Genomic DNA, 20,739 nt, shown 5'->3' with positions numbered 1-20,739 from the left:
AGCCAGAATGAGTTTGTTGACCCCAATGCTGCGCAGCAGTCCGCTGACCGACTGGTTCAGCGACGCGCAGCGGGTGCAGGGCATGCTGGATTTTGAAGCGGCGCTGGCGCAGGCGCAGGCCGCCTGCGGGATGGTGCCGCCGGAAGCGGTCGGGCCGATTGTCGCGGCCTGCCGCCACGAGACCATCGATTTTGCCGCGCTGGGCGAGGCGGCGGTGGGGGCCGGTAACCTGGCGATCCCGCTGGTGAAACAGCTGACGGCGCAGGTAAAAGCGCGAGATCCTGAGGCTGCGCGCTACGTTCACTGGGGCGCTACCAGCCAGGACGCCATCGACACCGGACTGGTGCTCCAGCTGCGCGGGGCGCTGGAAGCCGCTGAGACCTTGCTTGAGCAACTGTTGGCTGCCCTGGCTCTCCAGGCGGATCGTTATCGCGATACTGTCATGCCGGGTCGGACCTGGATGCAGCATGCGCTGCCGGTGACCTTTGGCCTGAAGCTGGCGGGCACCCTCGACGCGCTCCTTCGCTGGCAGCAGCGGCTGCGCGAGATGCGTCCGCGGCTGTTGGTGCTGCAATTTGGCGGCGCCGCGGGCACTCTGGACGCGCTAAAAGAGAAAGCGCCAGCGGTTGGCCAGGCGCTGGCGCAGCTCCTCGGTCTGTCGCTGCCGGATACCCCGTGGCACAGCCAGCGCGATCGGCTGCTGGAGGCGGGCGCCTGGTTTGCCGGTGTCTGCGGCACGCTGGGGAAATTCGCTAACGACTTCTCCCTGCTGATGCAGACCGAAGTGGCTGAGGTCGGCGAGCCGGTGGCGGAAGGCCGCGGCGGCTCATCGACGATGCCGCATAAGCGCAATCCGGTGGCCTGCGCGGCGATCCTGACCGCCGCCCAGCGTACGCCGGGACTGATGGCGACCCTCTACGCCAGCCAACTTCAGCAGCACGAGCGGGCGCTGGGCGGCTGGCAGGCGGAGTGGGAGACGCTGCCGGAGCTGATTACCCTGGTGGGTGGGGCGCTGGCGCAAAGCGAAGCGCTGGTGCGCGATATGCAGGTCTTCCCGCAGAAAATGCGCGCCGATCTCGATATCACCCACGGGCTGATCATGGCCGAGGCGGTGACCCTGGCGCTGGCGGAATTCACCGGCAAAGCCGAGGCGCATCATCATATCGAGGCGCTGTGCCGTCAGGCGCTGGACCGTCACTCTCCGCTGGTCGATCTGCTCGCGACCGATCCGCAGGTCAGTCAGTATCTCTCTCGTGAACGCTTAACCACGCTGCTGGACCCGGCAACGGCGACCGGCAGCGCCGAACGCTTTGTGCGCCAGGTGCTGGCGCGTTATCAGGAGCAACGTGATGAATCTTGATTATCAACTCGACGGGCCGGATGGCGCGCCGGTTATCGTCCTCTCCAACTCGTTGGGCACCACCCGGGCGATGTGGCAGCCGCAGATCGAGGCGTTAACCGCCCATTTTCGGGTGCTGCGCTATGACACCCACGGCCATGGCAACACGACGAAAAATGGCAAAGTCACCCTCGCCCAGCTGGGTGAGGATGTGATTACGCTGCTCGATCACCTGAATATCGACCGCGCCTGGTTCTGCGGGATCTCAATGGGCGGTCTGACCGGCCTGTGGCTGGGACGCTTTGCGCCAGAGCGTTTTTATGGTCTGGCTGTCGCCAACACCGCGGCGCGTATTGGCGATCAGGCCAGTTGGCTGTCGCGGGCGCGGGCGGTACGCCAGGAGGGAATGACGGTGGTGGCCGCCGGGGCGGCGGATCGCTGGTTCACTCATGTGTTTCGCCAGAAGGCGCCGGATGTGGTGGAGGCGCTATGCCACCAGTTAACCCATACCGACGCCGAAGGCTATGCCGCCTGCTGTGAGGCGCTGGCCGCGGCCGACCTGCGGGGCGAAGTAGGGCAGATCCCGTTGCCGACGTTAATTATCGCCGGTGAAAGTGACCCTGTCACTACGGTCAGAGACGCCAGTTTCCTGCAGCAGCAGATCCCCGCTTCCCAGGTGGTGGTGCTGGCGGCATCGCATCTGTCAAACATTGAGGCGCCGAAAAGCTTTACTTCGGCGCTGCTGAGCTTTTTCCAGGGGGAACGCCATGGAGGATAAACAGCGCTATCAGGACGGGATGGCGGTACGGCGCAAAGTATTGGGCGACGCCCACGTCGACCGTACCCTGCAGCATCTGACGCCGTTGAATGACGAGTTTCAGGACTTTATCACCCGCTACGCCTGGGGCGAGACCTGGACGCGTCCGGGGCTCGATCATCATACCCGCAGCATGATCACTATTGCCATGCTGATCGCTCTCAATCGCGAGGCGGAGCTGAAGATGCATCTGCGGGCGTCGTTTAACAATGGGGTGACCCGTGATGAGCTGAAAGAGTTGATCATGCACTCTGCGCTGTACTGTGGGCTGCCGGCGGCGAATGCCACGATGCATTTGGCGCAGCAGGTGTTTGATGACATCGACGCCGCGCAGGGTTGAGTCGTCGTCCGAGTCGGATTGCCCGGCGGCACTGCGCTTGCCGGGCCTGGGAAGCGAAGATCGCCTGTAGACCCCGTAGGCCGGGTAAGGCGCAGCCGCCACCCGGCGAAATAACGGCACTACCGGAAATGTCCCTGTTCGCACTATGTTTGGCAGGGCCACAACGTTTGGCAGGGCTACAACTTCTATGTTAATTCCGGGCAGATTGCGCTCCCGGTTGATCTTCTGCGCTATGTCTCTTATGGCGCAGGGAGCGCACAGGGGGCGGCCAGTCGCCGCCGCCCCCTGTACCCCCGGGCTCCGGCCAGCAAAATCGCCACTTCGTGGTACCTTCGACTTATCCCTGCAGGCTGCGGGTCGGGCCGAGGCAGCGTCCCTGCAAAACACGGCCCTCAGCCCGCATCCATGCGGGCTGCCCCGGCCTGCCGGGAACGTCTCAGCGATTTTGAGGCCGCCAGCACCGGCAGTTTCAGCGGCCCCTGATCCAGTGGTGATTTGGAACTGTAGGCCGGGTCAGGCGCAGCCGCCACCCGGCACTAAAGCGGCTCCGTGCCCGCTGTCTTTGCCCGGCGGCGCTGCGCTTGCGCGGGTCTACGGTGATGGTTAGCCTTCTGATATATAAATGGTTATGTAGGCCGGGTAAGCGAAGCGCCACCCGGCAATATGTTGAGCACGGAGCCTGATATATTGCCCGGCGGCGCTGCGCTTGCGCGGGCCTACGGTGATGGTTAGCCTTCTGATATATAAATGGTTAAGTAGGCCGGGTAAGCGAAGCGCCACCCGGCAGAAACCCGCGTAAAGCGGTAAAACGCGTGTGTGGTTGGGGCAGCCGCAGGGGGGCTGCGGCTTGTTTATAGCGGCGGCGGTTCGAAGCAGAGGCTGCGCTCCAGGCACTCGTCGCAGCTCGGCGATCGGCAGACAATCTCCCCCTGCGACTGCAGGCAGCGCTGGCGGTAAAAGAACTTTTTCCAGCGCATATGGTGGACGTTCTGCACCACCAGCTGCGGAAAGCAGTCGCTCATCAGCCGGCCCAGTTCCGCCCGCGAATCGAGTCCCAGATCCTCCCACAGATGGTTAAACGCCAGCGCCACCTCGGCGACGATCTGCGCCATCGGTTCGGCCTCCGGCGCTATCCACTCCGCCAGCCACAGACCCAGCTGCCGACGCTCTTCGTCGCGGGTGGCATTCAGCTCGGTCATCAGCCGACGGCGGCTCAGCGTCGCGCTGTCCAGCGGCGTCGCCACCTCGCCCAGCCGCTGCTGCAGCGACCGCCATGCCGCGGGAGTCAGCCCCATCCGCAGCGGAAAGCAGCCTTTTCCGGCGTGATACAGTCGCCACAGGCGAGTTAACCAGTCGACCGGCGCCATCAGGCGACTCCCTGACGCAGGCGCGATGCCGCCAGGCTCTGGCGCCGCTGCTGCCACCAGGCAGGCAGCACCTCGGCGACCGAACGCCACGCGCCGTCCACCTGCGGCTCAATGCCCTGCAATTCCAGCTGCTGCCATGGTGTATGGCCGATACGCACGCAGAACACCGCTTTCACGTCGGCGAGCAGCGCCAGCAGCGCCGCCAGTCTGGCCTCGTTCTCCTGTGGCTCACACTCCTCTTCGCCGCGGCAATATTTCGGCGTAAAGCGCTCGCCCACCAGCACCATACCGGCGGCCGACAGGCTGTAGATCGAGAAGCGGTCGGCATGGCCAAAATGACAGTCAATGACCTCGCCGTGGCGGGAGGCCACGGCCACCAGACAGGCGTCATCCGCGTCCGACTCCCCCTGCGTAGCGAGGCTGGCATGAAGTTCGGCGCGCTGGTGGAGGATGGGCAGCCAGTCGGGGAGGCTGTCCGGGTCCGGCAGCCGGGTGAACTGCTGGCTGCGATCTTCGCCCAGCATGCCGATGGCGTCGGCACGGCACTGGTGGCAGTGGGTCATCTGCGGCATCTCCTCCCCGCACTGGCTGCGGATCGCGGCGAGCATCCCGGCGTCCGGCTCCGGCTGGCCGTTGAGACCAAAGACCGTGCCGTGCTCCGGTCTGGCAATCAGCGGCATAATATTGTGAATAAACGCGCCACTTTCCCGCAAACGACGGCTGACCTCAGCCATGCCGCCGTCGTTGATCCCCGGGATCAGCACCGAGTTTATCTTGACCAGCACCCCCGCGGCGGTCAGCCTGCGGACCCCTTCAAGCTGGCGGGCAATCAGGATCTCCCCGGCTTCCCGGCCGCGGTAGCGTTCGCCGTCGAGCCACAGCCAGGCATAGATTTGCCCGGCGATCTCGGCATTCAGGGTATTGATAGTCACCGTGACGTGATCCACGCCGACCTCCAGCAGGCGATCGACCGCGTCGGGCAGCATCAGCCCGTTGGTCGACAGGCATAATTTGAGGTCCGGAAGCTGGTCGCGGACCAGCTCCAGGGTGCGGAAGGTGCGGGTCATATTGGCCAGCGGATCGCCGGGCCCGGCTATGCCGACCACCGACAGCTGTGGGATGGCCTGGGCCACCTGGCGCACTTTCAACACCGCCTGCTCGGGGGTCAGCAGCGTCGATGACACCCCGGGACGGGATTCATTACTGCAGTCGAATTTACGGTTGCAGTAGTTGCACTGCAGATTGCAGGCCGGGGCGACCGGGAGATGCATTCGGGCGAAACGGTGATGCCCGCTGCGGGAGTAGCAGGGGTGCGCGGCGACCTTGTCGGCCACCCGCGGCGCTAACGCGCTGGCGTCCGCCGACTGACAGGCGTTACCGCCGGAAAAAGAAGAGCAGGAAGTCATGGTCGTACCTTCATGGTTGGGCGATACCTTCCTGCTGCAAACGACGTACCAGTGTCGAATTTTTTATCTAGCTGAAAAATAAAGCATTATCCCGCATCCCTGCGGCACAACATTGTCGCGTTCCTGCCGTACTGACGACAATGTCCTGAACCTGACACCGCGGCCTACAGACGCGGCAGGGTGATATCCATGATCTGGATCCGGTAAGCGACCTGGCGCGGCGTCATCCCCAGCAGCCGTGCCGCCTTGGCCTGCACCCAGCCGGCTTTTTCCAGCGCGGCGATCAGTCGCTGGCGTTCATCCAGGCTGTTGTCCAGCCAGCTGTCTTCCGCTGGCCCGCTGGCAGGCAGGGCTTTGGCGGGACGATCCTGGTGAGTGAAGAGGATCACGTCGCGATCGATCAGGCCACTCTCCGACATCACCGCCGAGCGTTCGAGGCAGTTCTCCAGTTCGCGAACGTTACCCGGCCAGCTGTACTCCATCAGCAGGCGGATCGCGCCCTCGCTGATCCGCAGCGTGCGCCCCTGATGCTGGCCGATTTTGCGCACCAGGAAGTGCGCCAGCTCGGCGATGTCCTCCTGACGCTCGCGCAGCGGGGGCAGGGCGATGGGCATCACGTTCAGGCGATAGTAGAGATCCTCGCGGAAATGGCCCAGCCGGACCTCCTCCTCCAGGTGACGGTTGGTGGCGGCGATGATGCGGACATTCACCCGCAGGGTCTCATCGCCGCCGACCCGCTCCATCTCCCCCTCCTGGAGGATACGCAGCAGCTTGGCCTGGAACGAGGCGCTGCTTTCACCAATCTCATCGAGGAACAGGGTGCCGCCATCCGCCAGCTCAAAACGTCCTTTACGCTGACGCACCGCCCCGGTAAAGGCGCCTTTCTCATGGCCGAACAGTTCGCTTTCCAGCAGGGTGTCCGGCAGCGCCGCGCAGTTAAATTTGACGAAGGCGGCGCCAGCCCGTGGCGAATGGTGATGGATGGCGTTGGCGATCAGCTCTTTCCCGGTGCCGCTTTCGCCGCGCACCAGCACGGTGGTGTCCCAGCGCGAAACCTGACGGATCACCTCCACGATCTGGCGCATCGCCGGGCTCTTGCCGACCATATTATCAAGGCCCACCCCGCGCGACGACGAGCAGGCCGGCGGCCGTTCCACCTTCGGCGGCTGGCGGCTCGACAGGGCGGGTGAGGCCGGAAGGATCATCAGCCGGATGGTCTGGGCGACGAGGTTGGCGACGGTTTCGAGAAAACGGGTGCAGGCCGGCAGCCGCTCTTCCTGGCGCGCCATCGGCTGGGCCGCCAGCACCCCTATTGGCCGGGCGTTGGGCCCCATCAACGGTACGGCGATAAACGGCAGATCGTAATCGTAGAGGCTCAGGCGGTCGAGAAAACGCTGATCGTCGGCGACCCGGGGCAGCACCAGCGACTGCCCCTGGGCCAGCACGGTCCCCACCAGTCCCTCGCCGGGGCGATAGCGGATCTGCGTGCTGCCGGGGAGGGGCTGCTGGCCGGTTTGCTGCAGCGCTTCGATACTGAGGATCTCCTGCTCGCTGTCGTACAGACAGATCATCCCGTGCTGCATAAAGGCATCGTTGTGCAATACGCTGAGCACCTCCTGCAACGTTTTGCTGGCCTCGGTGGCCCGGCTCAGCACCACGCTTATCCGCTGCATGGCGGTGAACTGCTGAGAGAGGTCGAAGCGTCTGACGGTGGTGTCCGGGTCGGATTCAGGGATCATGCTTCACCTCCGGTCAGGGTGTTAAACAGCGGAAAACGCAGGGTCAGGCAGGTGCCGCCCTGCGGTCGGGAAGCCAGCTCAATGGCCCCGCGATGATGCGCCACCAGGGTCTGGATCAGCCGCAGCTCCATGCCTTTGCCCGGCGAGTTCAGCGCGTCGGGGGAGTGGGCGTAGCGCACCTGCAGCAGCGGCACGTTGTCAGTCAGATACAGCGACAGCCAGCCGTCGTTCTCCTCGGCATAGAGCTGCATCGCCAGCGGCACGGAGGGGAGTTCGGCGGCGAGGGCCAGGGTGCGGTCGAGCCACAGGCTTAAGCACGCCAGCAGCGGGGTGCGCTGGCCAAAGCCGATCAGATGCGGTGAGGCCATGTCAACCTGCAGCCCGTCGGGATCGAAGCGGGTACGGTAGAGGGCGCACAGATCGTCGAAAAAGGGCTGCAGCGGCCAGACGGCGGGGTTTTCGAGATCCAGCGACGGGCGACAGCGCTGGAGCCGCGCCATCGCCTCTTCCCCTTCACGCCAGGCGGCCTCCAGCGCCACGTTCCCGCTTCCCTCGCCGTTCAGCCGACGGGCTGCCGCCAGCATGTTAATCGGGCAGTTCAGCTGGATCAGCGCGGCGTCCAGCGACTCGCGGATCGCCGCCAGCAGCTTGCCGGCGGTCATTTGCTGCTTCAGCCGGTCAAGGCGCCCTTGCTCCTGCTGCTGACGCTGCTGGGTGCAGTCGGCGATCACCACCAGGGTCCGCGCCAGCGCGCTGTCGATAAAGTAGCGGCTGGCCTCTTCACTGACGCCGGGTAACGGCCAGCAGGTCACCGACAGCCAGCGCGCGGCCCCGCGGAGCGCTACTGGCAGGATCGCCTCCACGCCGGGCGTCATTCGGCCAGGGGAGACCTGCAGCTCGGTGAGCAGCTCCCGGCCGCCGCAGTCAGCGCAGAAGGTTTTGTAGGCGAGGTTGTCCATCACCACCCGATCCTGCTCGTCCACCACCACCACGGCGGCGGGGATATTATTCAGCACCGCCTCCATCAGGGTCATATGGTTGCGCAGCCGCTGCTCGAGGGTGTAGCTGACGCTAATATCCCGCTGCATCGCCAGATAATGCTCCAGTTCCCCCTGCGGGCTGAGCACCGGGGTGATGTCAATCTCCACCAGGTACAGGCCGCCGTCCCGACGCTGATTAATCAGCTGACCGCGCCAGGGCTGACGCTGGAGCAGGGTATGCCACATCTCCTGATAGATCTCGCGCGGCGTCTGGCTGCTGGCCAGCAGGCGCGGGTTCTGGTTTAACAATTGCGCCAGCGAATAGCCGGTCTGGCGGCAAAACGCCGGGTTGGCGTAAATGATCCTGGCGCTGGCATCGGTGAGGGAGATGGCCACCGAGGCCTGTTCCACCATGGTAAAAAACAGCCCCGGATGTTGTTGAATCAGCGCGCCGGCGATGGCCTCCGGCGCGGCGTTATCGAGCATCATATTCAGGGTCATCGCAAACTCCTGTGTCGCAGTTATGACAAATTGTCCGACACCGTGCGCGGAACGCGGCGGGGTAAGCCGAACCCGGATAACCATGCAAAGTGTGCGCCCTTATCGGAACGACCACGCGAAACATTGATCCGACAGGGGGAAAATTCACGGATTTTTACCTTTCGCCCCGCCGGGGGCGCCTTTGGCGCGCGGCATTGTGAGGCGAAGCGATCCTGATGGGGCAGGGATGGGCCGTCGCGGTGCAGGGCAACCTGGCACAGCCTTCGCAATACCTCTGTCGTCATTCCTTTTTTCAACACCATTCCGACAGGAGCGTACTATGGCGAACATTGGCATTTTCTTTGGTACCGATACCGGTAAAACCCGCAAGATCGCGAAACTGATCCACAAGCAGCTGGGGGAGGCCGCCGCCGCCCCGGTCAATATCAACCGCGCCACGCTGGCGGACCTGCTGGCCTACCCGGCCCTGCTGCTGGGGACGCCGACGCTGGGCGACGGCCAGCTGCCGGGCCTTGAGGCCGGGGGCGAGAGCGAGTCGTGGGCCGAGTTTATCCGCAACCTCGGCGACGTCAGCCTGCAGGGAAAAACGGTGGCGCTGTTTGGTCTCGGCGATCAGCGTGGCTATCCGGATAACTTCGCCAGCGGGCTGCGGCCGCTGTACGACGCCCTGCGCGCCCGCGGGGCGTCGATGATCGGCAGCTGGCCGAACGAGGGATATGAGTTCAGCGCCTCATCGGCGCTGGAGGGGGATCGCTTTGTCGGGCTGGTGCTGGACCAGGATAACCAGTTCGACGAGACCGACGCGCGTCTGGCGACCTGGCTTGAGGAGATTAAACCGCATCTGCTGTAGGCGATGGCGGGTAGCCTGTCGGCTACCCGCACAGCCCCGGCTGGCGCGCTAACATCTCGGCCAGCCACTGGCGCTGGTGGCGTCGCTGGCTCTGTTGACTGAGGTAATCGTGGGCGCTTTCCAGCGCCTGCTCAGGCGTCATCGGCGCGGCAGGGCGAATGGCCTCACACCAGATCAGATGCCAGCCGAGCTCACTGGCCACCGGCGCGCTCAGCGCATTTTCCTCCAGCGCAAACAGCGCCTCCTCCAGCTGCGGATAGAGCAACCCCCGGCCGATCCAGCCCAGCAGTCCGCCGTCCAGCGCGCTCGGGCAGTGGGAGTGTCGCTGGGCCAGCGACGCAAACGCCTCACGAGAGGCTTCGATTTGCCCATGAAGCTCCCGTATGCGCGAGTAAATCGCCTGGTCGTCGCCATCGACGGTGAGCAGCAGATGGCGGGTCAGGCGCTGTTCCGGGCGCATAAACTGCGCCTGATGCTGCAGATACCAGGCCTGCACCGTGGCGGGATCCGGCCGCGGCGCCTGGCTGGCAATCCCGGCGAAGGCGGTTTCCAGCCGGGCGTGGTGCAGGACGATCGCCGCCCGTTCCGCTGGCGTAAATCCTCCCTCATCCAGCCAGGTGCCCAGCGAAGTGGCGAGGCCCTCCAGCAGCGCGGCGGGGATCGCCTCCGGCGCAATTTGGGCGACGATGAGCTGCTCCATCTGGGCCTGGCGCTGCCAGGCCGCCTCGAAGGCCTGCCGGTCGACCGCGTCGATGGCCGCCGGCTCGCAGTTCCAGCGGCTCTGCGCCAGCCGCTGCCGGCCAAATCGTTGCCATGGCTCCATTATTCTTCCTCCTCTGCCAGCGCCAGCGCGCTTACCGGGACCTGGAACCAGCGGCCGCCGAAGTCGACGATATAGCCGTCGCCATGCTCGCCCCGGTCGGTGGCTTCGATGCGCCCCAACTGCCCGACGCTGACCACCATCTCGCCCTGCATCGCCAGCGCCGTCTGACAGATTACGCTATCGCCATACTGCAGATTGCCGGCCAGCCAGGGTCGATCGCCGGCAATCAGCTCCTGTTCGCGGCAGCCGACCACCCGGTCGCAGTCCGGGAAGTGGATCTGGTAGATGATCTGGTCCTGCAAGAATACCCCCCAGTCGCGGACATAGCCGATGCTGCCCCGGCGCACCAGCAGGGCGCCGGACGGCAGGCCCGCATAGGTGCCATCGTTACGGATGGCGCGCACGACGCGGACCGCTTCGCTAAAGGTAAATTGGGGTCTCATGGCGTGTTCTCCTCGAACTGTTGCTGATAACTCTCCGCCAGCAGTCGGCGCGCCAGCAGCCAGTGCGCTCGCGGGTTCTCCTCCAGCTGGTTGAGCAGAGGCACTTCCGCCTTCAGCTTGCGGTGAAAGGTGGCCAGCACCGGCAGGCTGCAGTGGGCCAGGCGCTCGGGCTGGTAGGGAACGGCGAAAAACTGAAAGAACGCATCGGCGGAGCGCAGGTCGCCCACGCCGGGGATCTGATAAAACCACTCCATACTCACCCCCTGGCCTGCAGCGTTTCGGCGCCGCAAAGCGCGTGGTAGATTGCCGCCAGCTCATCATCCCGCGGGCTGCGTTTGCCGTTTTCGGCAAAGCGACGGAGCGCTGGCAGCAGCTGGTCAATTTGCGCTGACGTCAGGTGATAGCCCATTCGATCGAAGACGCCGTTAACCGCCTGGCGACCGGAGTGTTTGCCCAGCACCAGCCGATAGCCGCGGCCCAGCAGGGCGGGGTCGATCGCCTGATAGCTCTCGCTGTCGCGCAGCAGTGCCGCAACATGCACGCCGGATTCGTGGGTAAAAACCAGCTCGCCCACCAGCGGCTGCTGGGGATCCACCGGGCGGCGGGTGGCAAGGGCCACCTGCTCGCACAGCGCCGGCAGGGCGGTGAAACGCACGCCGGTCTCGACGCCCAGGCAGCGCTCCAGCCCGAGCGCCACGGTTTCCAGCGCCGCATTGCCCGCGCGTTCGCCCAGGCCCAGCACGGTGGTGTTGACGCTGGTGGCCCCGGCGCGCACCGCCGCCAGGGTGTTGGCGGTGGCCAGACCCAGATCGTTATGGGCGTGCATTTCGAGTTCGCCGGGCCAGACGCGGCGCAGGGCGGTGATCTGCGCCGCGGTGGTGAACGGGTCGAGGATACCGACGGTATCGGCATAGCGCAGACGGGTGGCTCCCGCCTCCCGGGCCAGGCGGGCAATGTCCTGCAGCGTCGCGTCGCTGGCTCGCGAGGCGTCCTCACAGCCAATGCAGACCTTCAGGCCAAGGGTGTGGGCGAGGTGGATCAGGGCCGCCAGCCGCTCCAGCAACAGCGGTAAGCCTTCGCGCAGTTTGTACTGTCGCAGCTTGTCGGAGGCGGGGATGGAGATATCCACCCAGTTCATGCCCAGGTCGGCGCTCTGGCGAATTTCTCCCGCCTGCATCCGGCACCAGGTCATCAGCGTGGCGCCCGGGAGCTGTCGGCGCACCTGCCGGATGCGGGCGCACTCCTCCTCGCCCATCGCCGGGGTGCCGACCTCCATGGCCTCGATCCCCGCCGCGTACAGCGCCTCGGCGATGGCGATCTTTTCGCTGGCCTGAAAGGCCACGCCGGGGCTCTGTTCACCATCGCGCAGGGTGGTGTCGTTAATCAGTACGCGTCCCATCATTGTCTCCCCCGCCTTAGCCGTAGACCGGCGTGAAGGCGCCATCCTGCAGGTGCGGCTGACCCTGTCGCCAGTAGGGCGACAGAGCGCGCAGCCGGTCGATAACCGACGGCAGGGTGGCGATGACATAGTCGATCTCTTTTTCCCGGGTATAGCGTGAGAGGGAGAAGCGGATGGTGCCGTGGGCCGCGGTGTAGGGGATATTCATCGCCCGCATGACGTGCGACGGCTCCAGCGAGCCGGAGGTGCAGGCGCTGCCGCTGGAGGCGGCGATCCCGGCCTGATTCATCAGCAGCAGGATTGCCTCACCCTCGATACACTCGAAGGCCAGATTGAGGGTACCGGGCACCCGCGGCTGGCTGCCGCCCATCACCGTCACCGCCGGGATAGTGGCCTGGAGATGCTGTTCAAGACGATCGCGCAGCTGGCTAATCTGCGCCATGCCCGGCAGATGAACCTGCGCCAGCTCGCTGGCAGCGCCCATTCCGACAATGCCGCTGATATTTTCCGTACCGGCCCGCCGGCCATGCGCCTGGTGGCCGCCGCGCAGCAGCGGGCGAAAACGCGTTCCCCGTCGTAGCCAGAGGCAGCCCACTCCTTTGGGGCCGTGGAATTTATGCGCCGAGCAGGAGAGCATATCGATCCGCGTCTGGCTGAGCGCCATCGGGATTTTGCCCACCACCTGCACCGCGTCGCAGTGAAACAGCGCGCCCTGCTCATGAGCCAGCTCCGCCAGTTCGGGCACCGGGAACATGACGCCGGTTTCGTTATTGGCCCACATGATGCTGACCAGCGCCACGCGTGGGCTAAGCGCCGCCCGAAACTGCACCATATCCAGGGCGCCCTGCTGATCCACGGCGATACGGTGGATCAGGTATCCCTGGCGCTCCAGCTGCTCACACACCGCCAGAGTGGCGGGATGTTCGACCGCGCTGGTGATGATCTCGCGCCGCTCCGGCATCAGGGCCACGGCCGAGGCGATGGCGGTGGTGGTGGCCTCGGTGGCGCAGGAGGTAAAGATGATCTCGCTGGGGTAGTCGGCCCCGAGCAGGGTGGCCACCTGCTGGTGCGCCCGTTCAAGGGCCGCCTGCGCCGGCAGACCAAAATCGTGTATCGACGAAGGGTTGCCGTAAAAGTCGGTTAAAAAGGGCATCATCGCGTCGAGAACCATCGGGTCGAGACGGGTGGTGGCGTTGTTATCAAGATAAACAGGTTTCATCGTATCCCCCTTGGGTTAGTTAACCGCGGCCGGGGCCGCCACCACGTCCATGTAACTTCCGGTGCGCTCCATCAGCTTTTGCTGCAGCCAGGCGAGGGTCATGTCGGTCATCATGCAGCCGCTGCAGCTGCCGGAGAGGCTGACGGTCACCTGACGCGGGGTGACGTTGAGCAACGTCATGTCGCCGCCGTCGGCCTGAATGTGCGGGCGCAGTTCGTTGATGGTATCGACCACGCTTTGCCAGTGCGCATCGTGGGCCGTCTCCACCGGCAGGGGGGCCGGAGGCTGTTGGGCGAGGATCGCCGCCAGCGCCAGCTCAATTTTTTCATGGCAGGCGGTGCAGCCGCCGCCGGCTTTGGTGTAGTTGATCACTTCCTCGAGGGTGGTCAGGCCGTTGTTCACCACGGCCCGGCGAATATGTCCTTCGTCGACGCCGAAGCATTTACAGATCAGTTTGCCCTCCTCATGCTCCTCCTCAAGGCTTTCGCCGCGAAAATGGGCGATGGCCGCGCGCAGTGCTTCCTGGCCCATCACCGAGCAGTGCATTTTTTCCGGCGGCAGACCGTCGAGGTAGTCGGCGATCTGCTGGTTGGTGATCTGCCCGGCTTCGGTCAGGGTGTGGCCGATAATCAGCTCCGTCAGCGCGGAAGAGGAGGCGATGGCGCTGCCGCAGCCGAAGGTCTGGAAGCCCGCCTCCTCGATGATCTCGGTCTGCGGATCAACCCGCAGCATCAGGCGCAGCGCATCGCCGCAGCTTAATGAACCCACATCGCCCACCGCGTTGGCGTTGTCGACCACGCGCGCGTTGCGGGGATGAAAAAAATGGTCTTTCACTTTCTCGGAGTAGTTCCACATGCTGTCAGCTCCAGGGATGATGACGAAAACGCCGGGGCGCGGTACACCGCAGACTGGCGGTGGTACTGACCCCCAAGCAATTGCGATACCAACGCATAAAAACCTTATTTGTTAATGACCTGGCGGGTTAAGCGCCCCCGACAGGGCCGACACTGTTGTGGCGTTTTGTGGGCTTTGTCACATAAACGACAGGATCAGGGGAGCGGGTCGGGCTCCTCCCGCCACGCCGGCTCCTCCAGCAGGCGGTTAAAGCGCTGCGGATCGCGTTGCCGCGCGCTGCGGCGCTGCGCTTTTTCATACCAGGAGAGTTGGATCTCCTGCAGCAAGCCGAGGATGGTGGTCTGGTCGGGGACGCGTTCGGCGCGGACGCCCACCTGCAGCAGCTGGCGAAAAACCGCCTCGCCAATCGCCACGCAGAACAGGGTGACGCAATCCTCAAGGGCATGGATGCGCTCGGCTATCTTCTCGGTCTGGTGACCGCTGGCGACCGGGAACTCCACCACCCGCAGCAGGGTGACCCGGTCGGCTTTGACGCCGTAGACCACCAGCCGCGGCGTGGCGCCGAAATGCTGATCGACGTGGCGGTAATCGGAGCTGGCGAAGGCGACTTTCATCGACCACTCGTCGGCGTGGACCATATCAAACTGACGGTTAATGGGCGGCATAAGCGTCTCCTGAAGCCGGCTGGGGATCGGCGCCCTGACGAAGCGGCGAGCGGTAGAGGGCGGTGTGGTGATGGCGGTCGCGCAGCAGATTGGCCAGCTCAAACAGCGTATCTCGCATGCCGGCGTACCCCTGGCGGACCCGACGAAACTCACCGAGCCGGTCGAAGAGGGGAAAACCGACGCGGATCAGCGGCAGGGCAAACTGCTCCGCCAGATCGCGGGCGTGAGAGTTAGCCACCAGCAGATCGGCGGGTTGGTGGCTCAGCAGCTGCTGCAGATCCTCAAGATCCCCCGGCACGACTTGCTCGACCGGCAGCTGGCGCAGGCTGGGGTGGCTGGTGGGGGCGACCAGCGGGCCGGGCTGCATCCCCTGGCTGCGGGCGAAATCACACCACGCCGCCAGCAGGTCGCCCTCCGCCGCCATCGCCATACGCTGGCCCTGAAGCCACATATGGCAGTCGATCATCGCATCCTGCAGCTGGCCGCGCTGGCGCTCAATCCAGGCCGGTACGCGGCGTCCGGACATCTTCGCCAGCTGATGGATAAAGGTATCGCAGTGGTCGAGGGTCATCAGGTGCGGCAGGGCGATCACGTCGCCGCGGCTGCGCTGGGTCAGGAGCGATGCCGCCCGCTGGAGCGACACGCCAATGGCGAAACTGCCCAGACTCTGGCCCATCTGTGCAATCTGGCGCAGCGAGGCGCCGCCCTGGGTCAGGGGCGTAAAATCCCCCTGACCGAGGTGGCCATCCATTGACTGCGAGAGGTCCGGCAGGATCACCGGCTGCAGGCCAAAGGCCTCCACGCAGCGGCTCAGCCATTCGATATCCCCTGGCGAACAGAGGTGGCTGACCAGCAGGTTGACCCGCCGGGGCCGCTGCCCTGGACGCGGCGTCGGCGCGACCCACTGCTCGATCACGCTCTCGATCACCGCGCTGTAGCCGTTTTCCATAGAGCCAAAAAAATCCGGGGTATTGACGGTGAGGATCGCCACGCCGTTATGGCGCGGATGCGCCTCGCGAAACTGGCGCACCACCCGGGCGATATCGCTGCCCTGCGCTTCCGCCAGACCGGTGCTGAGCAGCACGATAGCCTGCGGGCTGTGGCGCTGGCAGAGGGTGTCGAGCGCGGTGAAGATATTGCCGTCGGCCCCCATGATCGTGGCGGTCGGGTCCATGGCCGTCGACTGCAGCGGCACCGGGTCATGGAAATGCTGAATAAAGAAAACTTTGGCGAAGGCGCTGCAGCCCTGGGCGCCGTGGACCAGCGGGATGGCCTGGGCCAGCCCGAGGCTGGCGAGGATTGCCCCGAGCGGTTGCCCGGTTTTAATTGGGCTCACCGCCAGCGGTTTTTCACTGCGGATAATATCTGCCATGGTGTTCTCCTAGCACCACGGGGCGCGGGCATGCGTTTGCGGCCAGACGGGGCTGGCGAGGGTCAGACAGAGCTGGCGGGCGAGGGTGATGATGCCCTGGTAGCCGGCGTAGGCGTGCTCGCGCTCCTGATTGATATCGAGAAACGGCAGCCGGGCTTTCCAGGCGGTGTACATATTGCGTCCGCCGGCGATCATCAGGTCGGCCTGATAGCGGTACACCACGTCGAGCAGGGTGCGGGCATTGCCCTCCTCAAGCATCACCGCCTCGTCGCCCATCAGCTCACGGATCCGCTGTTTGTCCTCCTCGGTGGATTTCCGCGTGCCGGTGGCGACCACGGTCATGCCGAGATCCTGCAGAGCCGATACCACCGACCAGGATTTCACGCCGCCGGTATAGAGCAGCACTTTGCGCCCGCGGAGCTGCTCGCGCCACGGCGCCAGGGCTTGCTCCGCCGCCTGCTCTTCGCGGGCGATCAGCGCGTCGGTGCGGCGGCGCAGGTCGTCATCCCCCAGCAGCGTCGCCAGCTGGCGCAAGGCGTCGGAAGTAGCGCGGATCCCGTAGAAGCTGCCTTCAAACCACGGCGTGCCGTAGCGCAGCTCCAGCCCCCGGGCGACGTTGATCAGCGCGCGCGAGCAGACCAGCATATTGGCCTGCGCCCGGTGCAGGGTCTGGATCTCGGCAAAGCGGCCGTCGCCGGAGAGGCTGCCGAGGACGCGGATCCCCAGCTCATCCAGCAGCGGCTGGACCTGCCAGAACTCGCCGGCGATATTGAATTCGCCAATCAGGCCGATATCGTGGCGCTGGGCCGGGGCAAAGGGCGTGTTGTCCGGCCACGGGGCGGGTTCGCGCTGGCCAATCACCTGCCTGAGCATCACGTCGCCCGCCATTCGGTTGCCAAGGTTTTTACTGCCGTAGAAACCGGCGGCGTCAATGGCGATGACCGGGACGCCGGTGGCGGTTTGCGCGGCCTGGCAGACGGCCTCCAGGTCATCCCCCTCCATCGCCGGTACGCAGGTGTTGTAGATAAAGACCGCCGCCGGATGATAGCGGTCGACGATGTGACGCACGGCGTGGAACAGGCGGCGTTCACCGCGGCCCATAATCACATCCTGTTCGTTAAGATCGGTGGTAAAGCCGAGCCGGTTGAGGGCCGGGCCGGCGCTGACGCTGCCGCGGTTATCCCACGAGCTGCCCGCGCAGCCGATGGGGCCGTGCACCAGGTGCGCGACGTCGGCGATGGGCAGGAGCGTTATCTGCGCGCCGTCGAAGGCGCAGCCGCCGGCGGTAGCGCCGGGCTTAGGGGCGCTGCAGCCGGATTTTTGCTTCTGGTTGTGCTCGCAGGCGGGTTCGTCCAGCAGCGCCAGAATTTCCTTTCCCTTCATAGTGACCTCGTTGACGGTGGGAGACCGGAGAGGTGATGCAATTCGCGCTCCAGGGGGAGGGGGATTGATTTTTAAGGAAAAAGGGTTGTGGGTTTTGCGACAAAGGCAACAATCGGACAGGGGGAAGGCAAATGTTGCCTCGTGCCGCTATTCAGAGCCAGGCCAGGCATTCGTTCATGGTGGGAAAGGTCGATAAGGTGGAATATTCCGTTCACCGACCTTCCTCTCTATTTCATCGCACCCTCTGCGGGTGAACGGCATGGGGGGCGTTTCGCCCGCCCCCCATGACCCCCCGCATGGCGCTGAAAATTGCCGCTGCGCGGTTCGCTCCACTCCGGCTTCATCTGGCGGAACGGGCGGACTCGACATCCTTGTCTCGACCGCCCTCTGGCCGCCGTCCTGGCGGCCAGTCCTGGATGCGCGCCTGCGTTCTCGCCAATTTTCCTGATGCGCCCAACCCCCGGCTGTTACTTTTGTCCCTGTCCTGCGGCGCTTGCCTTGCTGAAAGAAAGGATGCCCCTGCGGGGGCAAAAAAAGCCCGCGGGGTCGGCGGGGAGCAAGCTCAACATTTCCTGATGCGCCCAACCCCCCGCTGTTACTTTTGTCCCTGTCCTGCGGCGCTTGCCTTGCTGAAAGAAAGGATGCCCCTGCGGGGGCAAAAAAAAGCCCGCGGGGTCGGCGGGCAACAAGTAAAACGCAACGATTAAAAAACACGTTCCTCCAGAGGGTTATCCCGGTTGAGGCGCTTCGCCAGCCACGGCGGCAGCCGGCCGGCCAGCATCGCGCTCACCGCCTCGCACTGCGCCTGAATCGTCGTGCCCGGCGGCGCTTTCATCGGATGGATCTGATGGCGGATCAACCTCGCGGCGGCAGGCCCGCCAATCTCCTGACAAAACAGCAGATGGCAATCCTCCAGCAGCCTGGCGCGCATCTCGCTGGCGTCCGACGCCGCAGAAGAAGAGGCATAGCGGCGCAGATCCGCCAGCCAGCCGCCCTGGTCATCGAAGGCATAGATAAAAAACAGCCGGTTCTGGCCAAAATGACCATTGATGGCCAGACCATCCTGCGAGCAAAAAGCGACCCGCAGCTGCGGCGTTCGCTGAGGGTGGCGGGCGATGCGCAAATGGCCGGGCAGCACCCCCTGCAGGCAGGCGATGACCCGCGCCCAGCGGGCCGGGGACATCACCGCCGTCGCCGAAGGAAAGCTGGCGGCCAGCTGAGGCTGCGTCAGGGTGGTTAACCGTGCCGGGGTCAACGTTTCGCCGCACTCCTGCGCCAGCCAGTCGACGACTTGCACCGGCTGCAGCTCCGGCAGCGTCTGGAACAGCGCCAGCAGACGCCAGAAAAGGGTATCGTTGTCGGACATTTCCAGCTCCTTATAGCAGCGTGCTGCGGGTGGCGCGCAGGCTTATCGGGAAGACGGGGCGCCCCGGCTGCGGATTGACGTAGTAGCGACGTCCCCCTTCAAGGGCAATCGCGCCGCCCCAGCGCTCCGTCTCGTCATGTTCGACCTGGAGCACCCGGGCCTCCAGATCCTGTTTGGCGATATAGGCATACAGCGCCTCGCCGCGCTCACGGAAAATCACGATGGGCATACTCCCTCCTGGCCCCGCCTGCGGCGGGGCGCCTGATGGTTAACGAACGAGGTCGAAGCTGTAATCGGTTTTGCCCAACTGGCTGGTGTCGTGGTCCAGTTTTTCCAGCACGGCGTTCACCAGCGTCGTGACGATGTTCATTGCGCCTTCATAGCCCCATGTAGTCTGGCGGTGCAGGTGATGGCGGTCGAACAGCGGAAAGCCAAGACGGATCAGCGGTACTTCGAAGGCTTTGCCCTTCGCCAGGGTATCGCGCTGGATAAACTTGCCGTAGGAGTTACCGATCATAAAGTCCGGCTGACGGGTGAACATCAGCGACCGGAAGTGCCACAGGTCGCAGTTGATGAACACTTCGCTTTCCTGACCGTACGGCGAGGCATCAAGCATTTTCTTCATCGCTTTTTGCCAGCGTTTATTGGCGTTATGGCTGAGGATCACCGTCGGCTCGCAGCCCAGCTCCAGCAGGAAGCGCGTCAGCCCCATCACGAAATCCGGATCGCCGTAGAGACCGAATTTTTTGCCATGCAGCCAGGTGTGGGAGTCCAGCATCATGTCGACCAGCCGGCCGCGCTCCAGGGTCAGGGCATCGGCAATCGGTTTGCCGGTCAGCTGACTGACGGTCATTAGCAGCGCATCGGTGGCGGCCAGGCCCAGCGGAACGGCCACCTCGGTGGCGGGCTGGTTCCACATCTCCTGAACCACCTTTTTGCTTTTCACCAGTTGCCACGGCTGCAGCAGCAGGGTGTCAATGGCGTCCGGCGCGGTTTTGATCTCCTGCTGGCTGGTGCCGCCGGCATACATCCGGTAATGGCCGTCGGCGGGGGTGTCGAGTACCTCTGAAGGGTCGGAGAGCAGGCTGCACGGGACATCCATCTGCGCCATCATCCGCTTCAGCACGCGGAAGTTGCCGAGATAGGTCTCAAATCCGGTCACCAGATTGAGCTTTTGCTGTTTGCCCGGCTGCCCGGCGTAGTCAGCGGTAAAGGTCTTCGCGAACCCTTCAAACATATTGTCCCAGCCGGTGACATGGCTGCCGATAAAGCTGGGGGTATGGGCGTAAGGAATGGCGATGCTGTCGTCAACAAATCCCTCTTTTTTGGCGTTGGCGATAAACGCCTGCAGATCGTCACCGATCACCTCGGCCATACAGGTGGTGGAGACGGCGATAATCTCGGGTTTATACAGCGCGCTGGCATTCTGCAGGCCCAGATTCATGTTGTTGTTGCCGCCGAACACCGCCGCGTCCTCGGTCATGGAGTCGGAGACGCAGGCGACCGGCTCTTTAAAATGGCGGTTAAAGTAGGTGCGAAAATAGGCGACGCAGCCCTGGGAGCCGTGCACGTAGGGCAGGGTGCCGGCGAACCCCAGCGCGCAGAGTACGGCGCCGAGCGGCTGGCAGGCTTTGGCCGGGTCGACGGTCAGCGCCTCGCGCTGGAAGTTCAGCGCTTCATACTCGGCGGTGGTGGTCCAGGCAAAAACCTCCTGCACACGCTGCGCGTCGTGCGCCTCTTCAAGGGTCTTTTTATTCTGGAACAGGGTCTGGTATTCATCCTGTTCAAACAGCGGATAACAGCTGTGAATTTTATCGATCGTTTGGCTCATGGTGTTCTCCTCCCGCGCCACAAATCGGTGGACTGACGGGACAG

At 64.5% G+C, this 20,739-nt stretch carries 20 protein-coding genes; 4 read left to right on the top strand and 16 right to left on the bottom strand.

The annotated features are described in order from the left end of the window. Positions 1 to 7 precede the first annotated feature (7 nt). Genes CWM61_RS05020 through pcaC form a run of 3 tightly spaced genes read left to right on the top strand, consistent with a single transcriptional unit; the run spans position 8 to position 2,496 of the window. Positions 8 to 1,360 (top strand): 3-carboxy-cis,cis-muconate cycloisomerase, encoded by a 1,353-nt coding sequence (locus CWM61_RS05020; protein WP_100630826.1) that lies wholly within the window; start codon positions 8 to 10, stop codon positions 1,358 to 1,360. Continuing rightward, positions 1,350 to 2,117, top strand: a complete 768-nt coding sequence (gene pcaD, locus CWM61_RS05015) for a 3-oxoadipate enol-lactonase (RefSeq protein WP_100630825.1) — start codon at positions 1,350 to 1,352, stop codon at positions 2,115 to 2,117. The genes CWM61_RS05020 and pcaD overlap by 11 nt, the downstream gene beginning before the upstream one ends. Beyond that, on the top strand, positions 2,107 to 2,496 hold the full coding sequence (gene pcaC, locus CWM61_RS05010; protein WP_012968329.1) for a 4-carboxymuconolactone decarboxylase: 390 nt from the start codon (positions 2,107 to 2,109) through the stop codon (positions 2,494 to 2,496). The genes pcaD and pcaC overlap by 11 nt, the downstream gene beginning before the upstream one ends. A gap of 851 nt (positions 2,497 to 3,347) precedes the next feature. Here the strand turns inward: pcaC and CWM61_RS05000 are convergent. The 4 genes from CWM61_RS05000 to nifL form a co-directional block, all read right to left on the bottom strand. Continuing rightward, positions 3,348 to 3,863, bottom strand: a complete 516-nt coding sequence (locus tag CWM61_RS05000) for a nitrogen fixation protein NifQ (protein ID WP_100630824.1) — start codon at positions 3,861 to 3,863, stop codon at positions 3,348 to 3,350. Further along, on the bottom strand, positions 3,863 to 5,269 hold the full coding sequence (nifB, locus tag CWM61_RS04995) for a nitrogenase cofactor biosynthesis protein NifB (protein WP_100630823.1): 1,407 nt from the start codon (positions 5,267 to 5,269) through the stop codon (positions 3,863 to 3,865). Before nifB ends, CWM61_RS05000 begins: the two co-directional genes overlap by 1 nt. Before the next feature lie 164 nt (positions 5,270 to 5,433). Next, positions 5,434 to 7,008: a nif-specific transcriptional activator NifA gene (nifA, locus tag CWM61_RS04990; RefSeq protein ID WP_008804120.1), complete on the bottom strand. Its 1,575-nt coding sequence runs from the start codon at positions 7,006 to 7,008 to the stop codon at positions 5,434 to 5,436. Beyond that, positions 7,005 to 8,489: a nitrogen fixation negative regulator NifL gene (gene nifL, locus CWM61_RS04985; RefSeq protein ID WP_047666775.1), complete on the bottom strand. Its 1,485-nt coding sequence runs from the start codon at positions 8,487 to 8,489 to the stop codon at positions 7,005 to 7,007. Before nifL ends, nifA begins: the two co-directional genes overlap by 4 nt. Before the next feature lie 319 nt (positions 8,490 to 8,808). Here nifL and CWM61_RS04980 point away from each other — a divergent pair, with 319 nt between their 5' ends. Further along, positions 8,809 to 9,339, top strand: a complete 531-nt coding sequence (locus tag CWM61_RS04980; protein ID WP_100630822.1) for a flavodoxin — start codon at positions 8,809 to 8,811, stop codon at positions 9,337 to 9,339. Between the two features lie 22 nt (positions 9,340 to 9,361). Here the strand turns inward: CWM61_RS04980 and nifM are convergent, their stop codons facing one another. The 12 genes from nifM to nifK form a co-directional block, all read right to left on the bottom strand. Continuing rightward, on the bottom strand, positions 9,362 to 10,162 hold the full coding sequence (gene nifM / locus CWM61_RS04975; protein WP_100630821.1) for a nitrogen fixation protein NifM: 801 nt from the start codon (positions 10,160 to 10,162) through the stop codon (positions 9,362 to 9,364). Continuing rightward, positions 10,162 to 10,605 carry a nitrogen fixation protein NifZ gene (locus CWM61_RS04970; protein ID WP_061153948.1) on the bottom strand — a complete coding sequence of 148 codons (444 nt, stop codon included), beginning with the start codon at positions 10,603 to 10,605 and terminating at the stop codon, positions 10,162 to 10,164. The genes nifM and CWM61_RS04970 overlap by 1 nt, the downstream gene beginning before the upstream one ends. After that, positions 10,602 to 10,859, bottom strand: a complete 258-nt coding sequence (locus CWM61_RS04965) for a nitrogenase-stabilizing/protective protein NifW (RefSeq protein WP_061153949.1) — start codon at positions 10,857 to 10,859, stop codon at positions 10,602 to 10,604. The genes CWM61_RS04970 and CWM61_RS04965 overlap by 4 nt, the downstream gene beginning before the upstream one ends. A gap of 2 nt (positions 10,860 to 10,861) precedes the next feature. Further along, entirely contained in the window at positions 10,862 to 12,004 is a 1,143-nt protein-coding gene (nifV, locus tag CWM61_RS04960) for a homocitrate synthase (protein WP_100630935.1), read from the bottom strand. A 16-nt stretch (positions 12,005 to 12,020) separates the two neighbouring features. Continuing rightward, positions 12,021 to 13,223 (bottom strand): cysteine desulfurase NifS, encoded by a 1,203-nt coding sequence (nifS, locus tag CWM61_RS04955; RefSeq protein WP_074385339.1) that lies wholly within the window; start codon positions 13,221 to 13,223, stop codon positions 12,021 to 12,023. 15 nt (positions 13,224 to 13,238) lie between these two features. Next, positions 13,239 to 14,078 carry a Fe-S cluster assembly protein NifU gene (nifU, locus tag CWM61_RS04950; RefSeq protein WP_074385340.1) on the bottom strand — a complete coding sequence of 280 codons (840 nt, stop codon included), beginning with the start codon at positions 14,076 to 14,078 and terminating at the stop codon, positions 13,239 to 13,241. 194 nt (positions 14,079 to 14,272) lie between these two features. After that, on the bottom strand, positions 14,273 to 14,743 hold the full coding sequence (locus CWM61_RS04945) for a NifB/NifX family molybdenum-iron cluster-binding protein (protein WP_008804129.1): 471 nt from the start codon (positions 14,741 to 14,743) through the stop codon (positions 14,273 to 14,275). Then, on the bottom strand, positions 14,730 to 16,115 hold the full coding sequence (gene nifN / locus CWM61_RS04940) for a nitrogenase iron-molybdenum cofactor biosynthesis protein NifN (protein WP_100630820.1): 1,386 nt from the start codon (positions 16,113 to 16,115) through the stop codon (positions 14,730 to 14,732). The genes CWM61_RS04945 and nifN overlap by 14 nt, the downstream gene beginning before the upstream one ends. A gap of 9 nt (positions 16,116 to 16,124) precedes the next feature. Beyond that, positions 16,125 to 17,498 carry a nitrogenase iron-molybdenum cofactor biosynthesis protein NifE gene (gene nifE, locus CWM61_RS04935; protein ID WP_100630819.1) on the bottom strand — a complete coding sequence of 458 codons (1,374 nt, stop codon included), beginning with the start codon at positions 17,496 to 17,498 and terminating at the stop codon, positions 16,125 to 16,127. A gap of 703 nt (positions 17,499 to 18,201) precedes the next feature. Next, positions 18,202 to 18,864 (bottom strand): NifB/NifX family molybdenum-iron cluster-binding protein, encoded by a 663-nt coding sequence (locus CWM61_RS04930; RefSeq protein ID WP_100630818.1) that lies wholly within the window; start codon positions 18,862 to 18,864, stop codon positions 18,202 to 18,204. A gap of 10 nt (positions 18,865 to 18,874) precedes the next feature. Continuing rightward, positions 18,875 to 19,093 (bottom strand): putative nitrogen fixation protein NifT, encoded by a 219-nt coding sequence (gene nifT, locus CWM61_RS04925; protein ID WP_100630817.1) that lies wholly within the window; start codon positions 19,091 to 19,093, stop codon positions 18,875 to 18,877. 39 nt (positions 19,094 to 19,132) lie between these two features. After that, positions 19,133 to 20,695, bottom strand: coding sequence for a nitrogenase molybdenum-iron protein subunit beta (nifK, locus tag CWM61_RS04920; protein ID WP_008804133.1), 1,563 nt, complete (start codon positions 20,693 to 20,695; stop codon positions 19,133 to 19,135). Between the last annotated feature and the right edge of the window lie 44 nt (positions 20,696 to 20,739).

The sequence above is a fragment of the Klebsiella sp. K-Nf6 genome, assembly GCF_002806655.1.
Lineage (GTDB): Bacteria > Pseudomonadota > Gammaproteobacteria > Enterobacterales > Enterobacteriaceae > Klebsiella > Klebsiella variicola.
The sequence above is the reverse complement of the archived record's forward strand: the minus strand, read 5'-3'. Positions and strand labels throughout refer to the sequence as shown.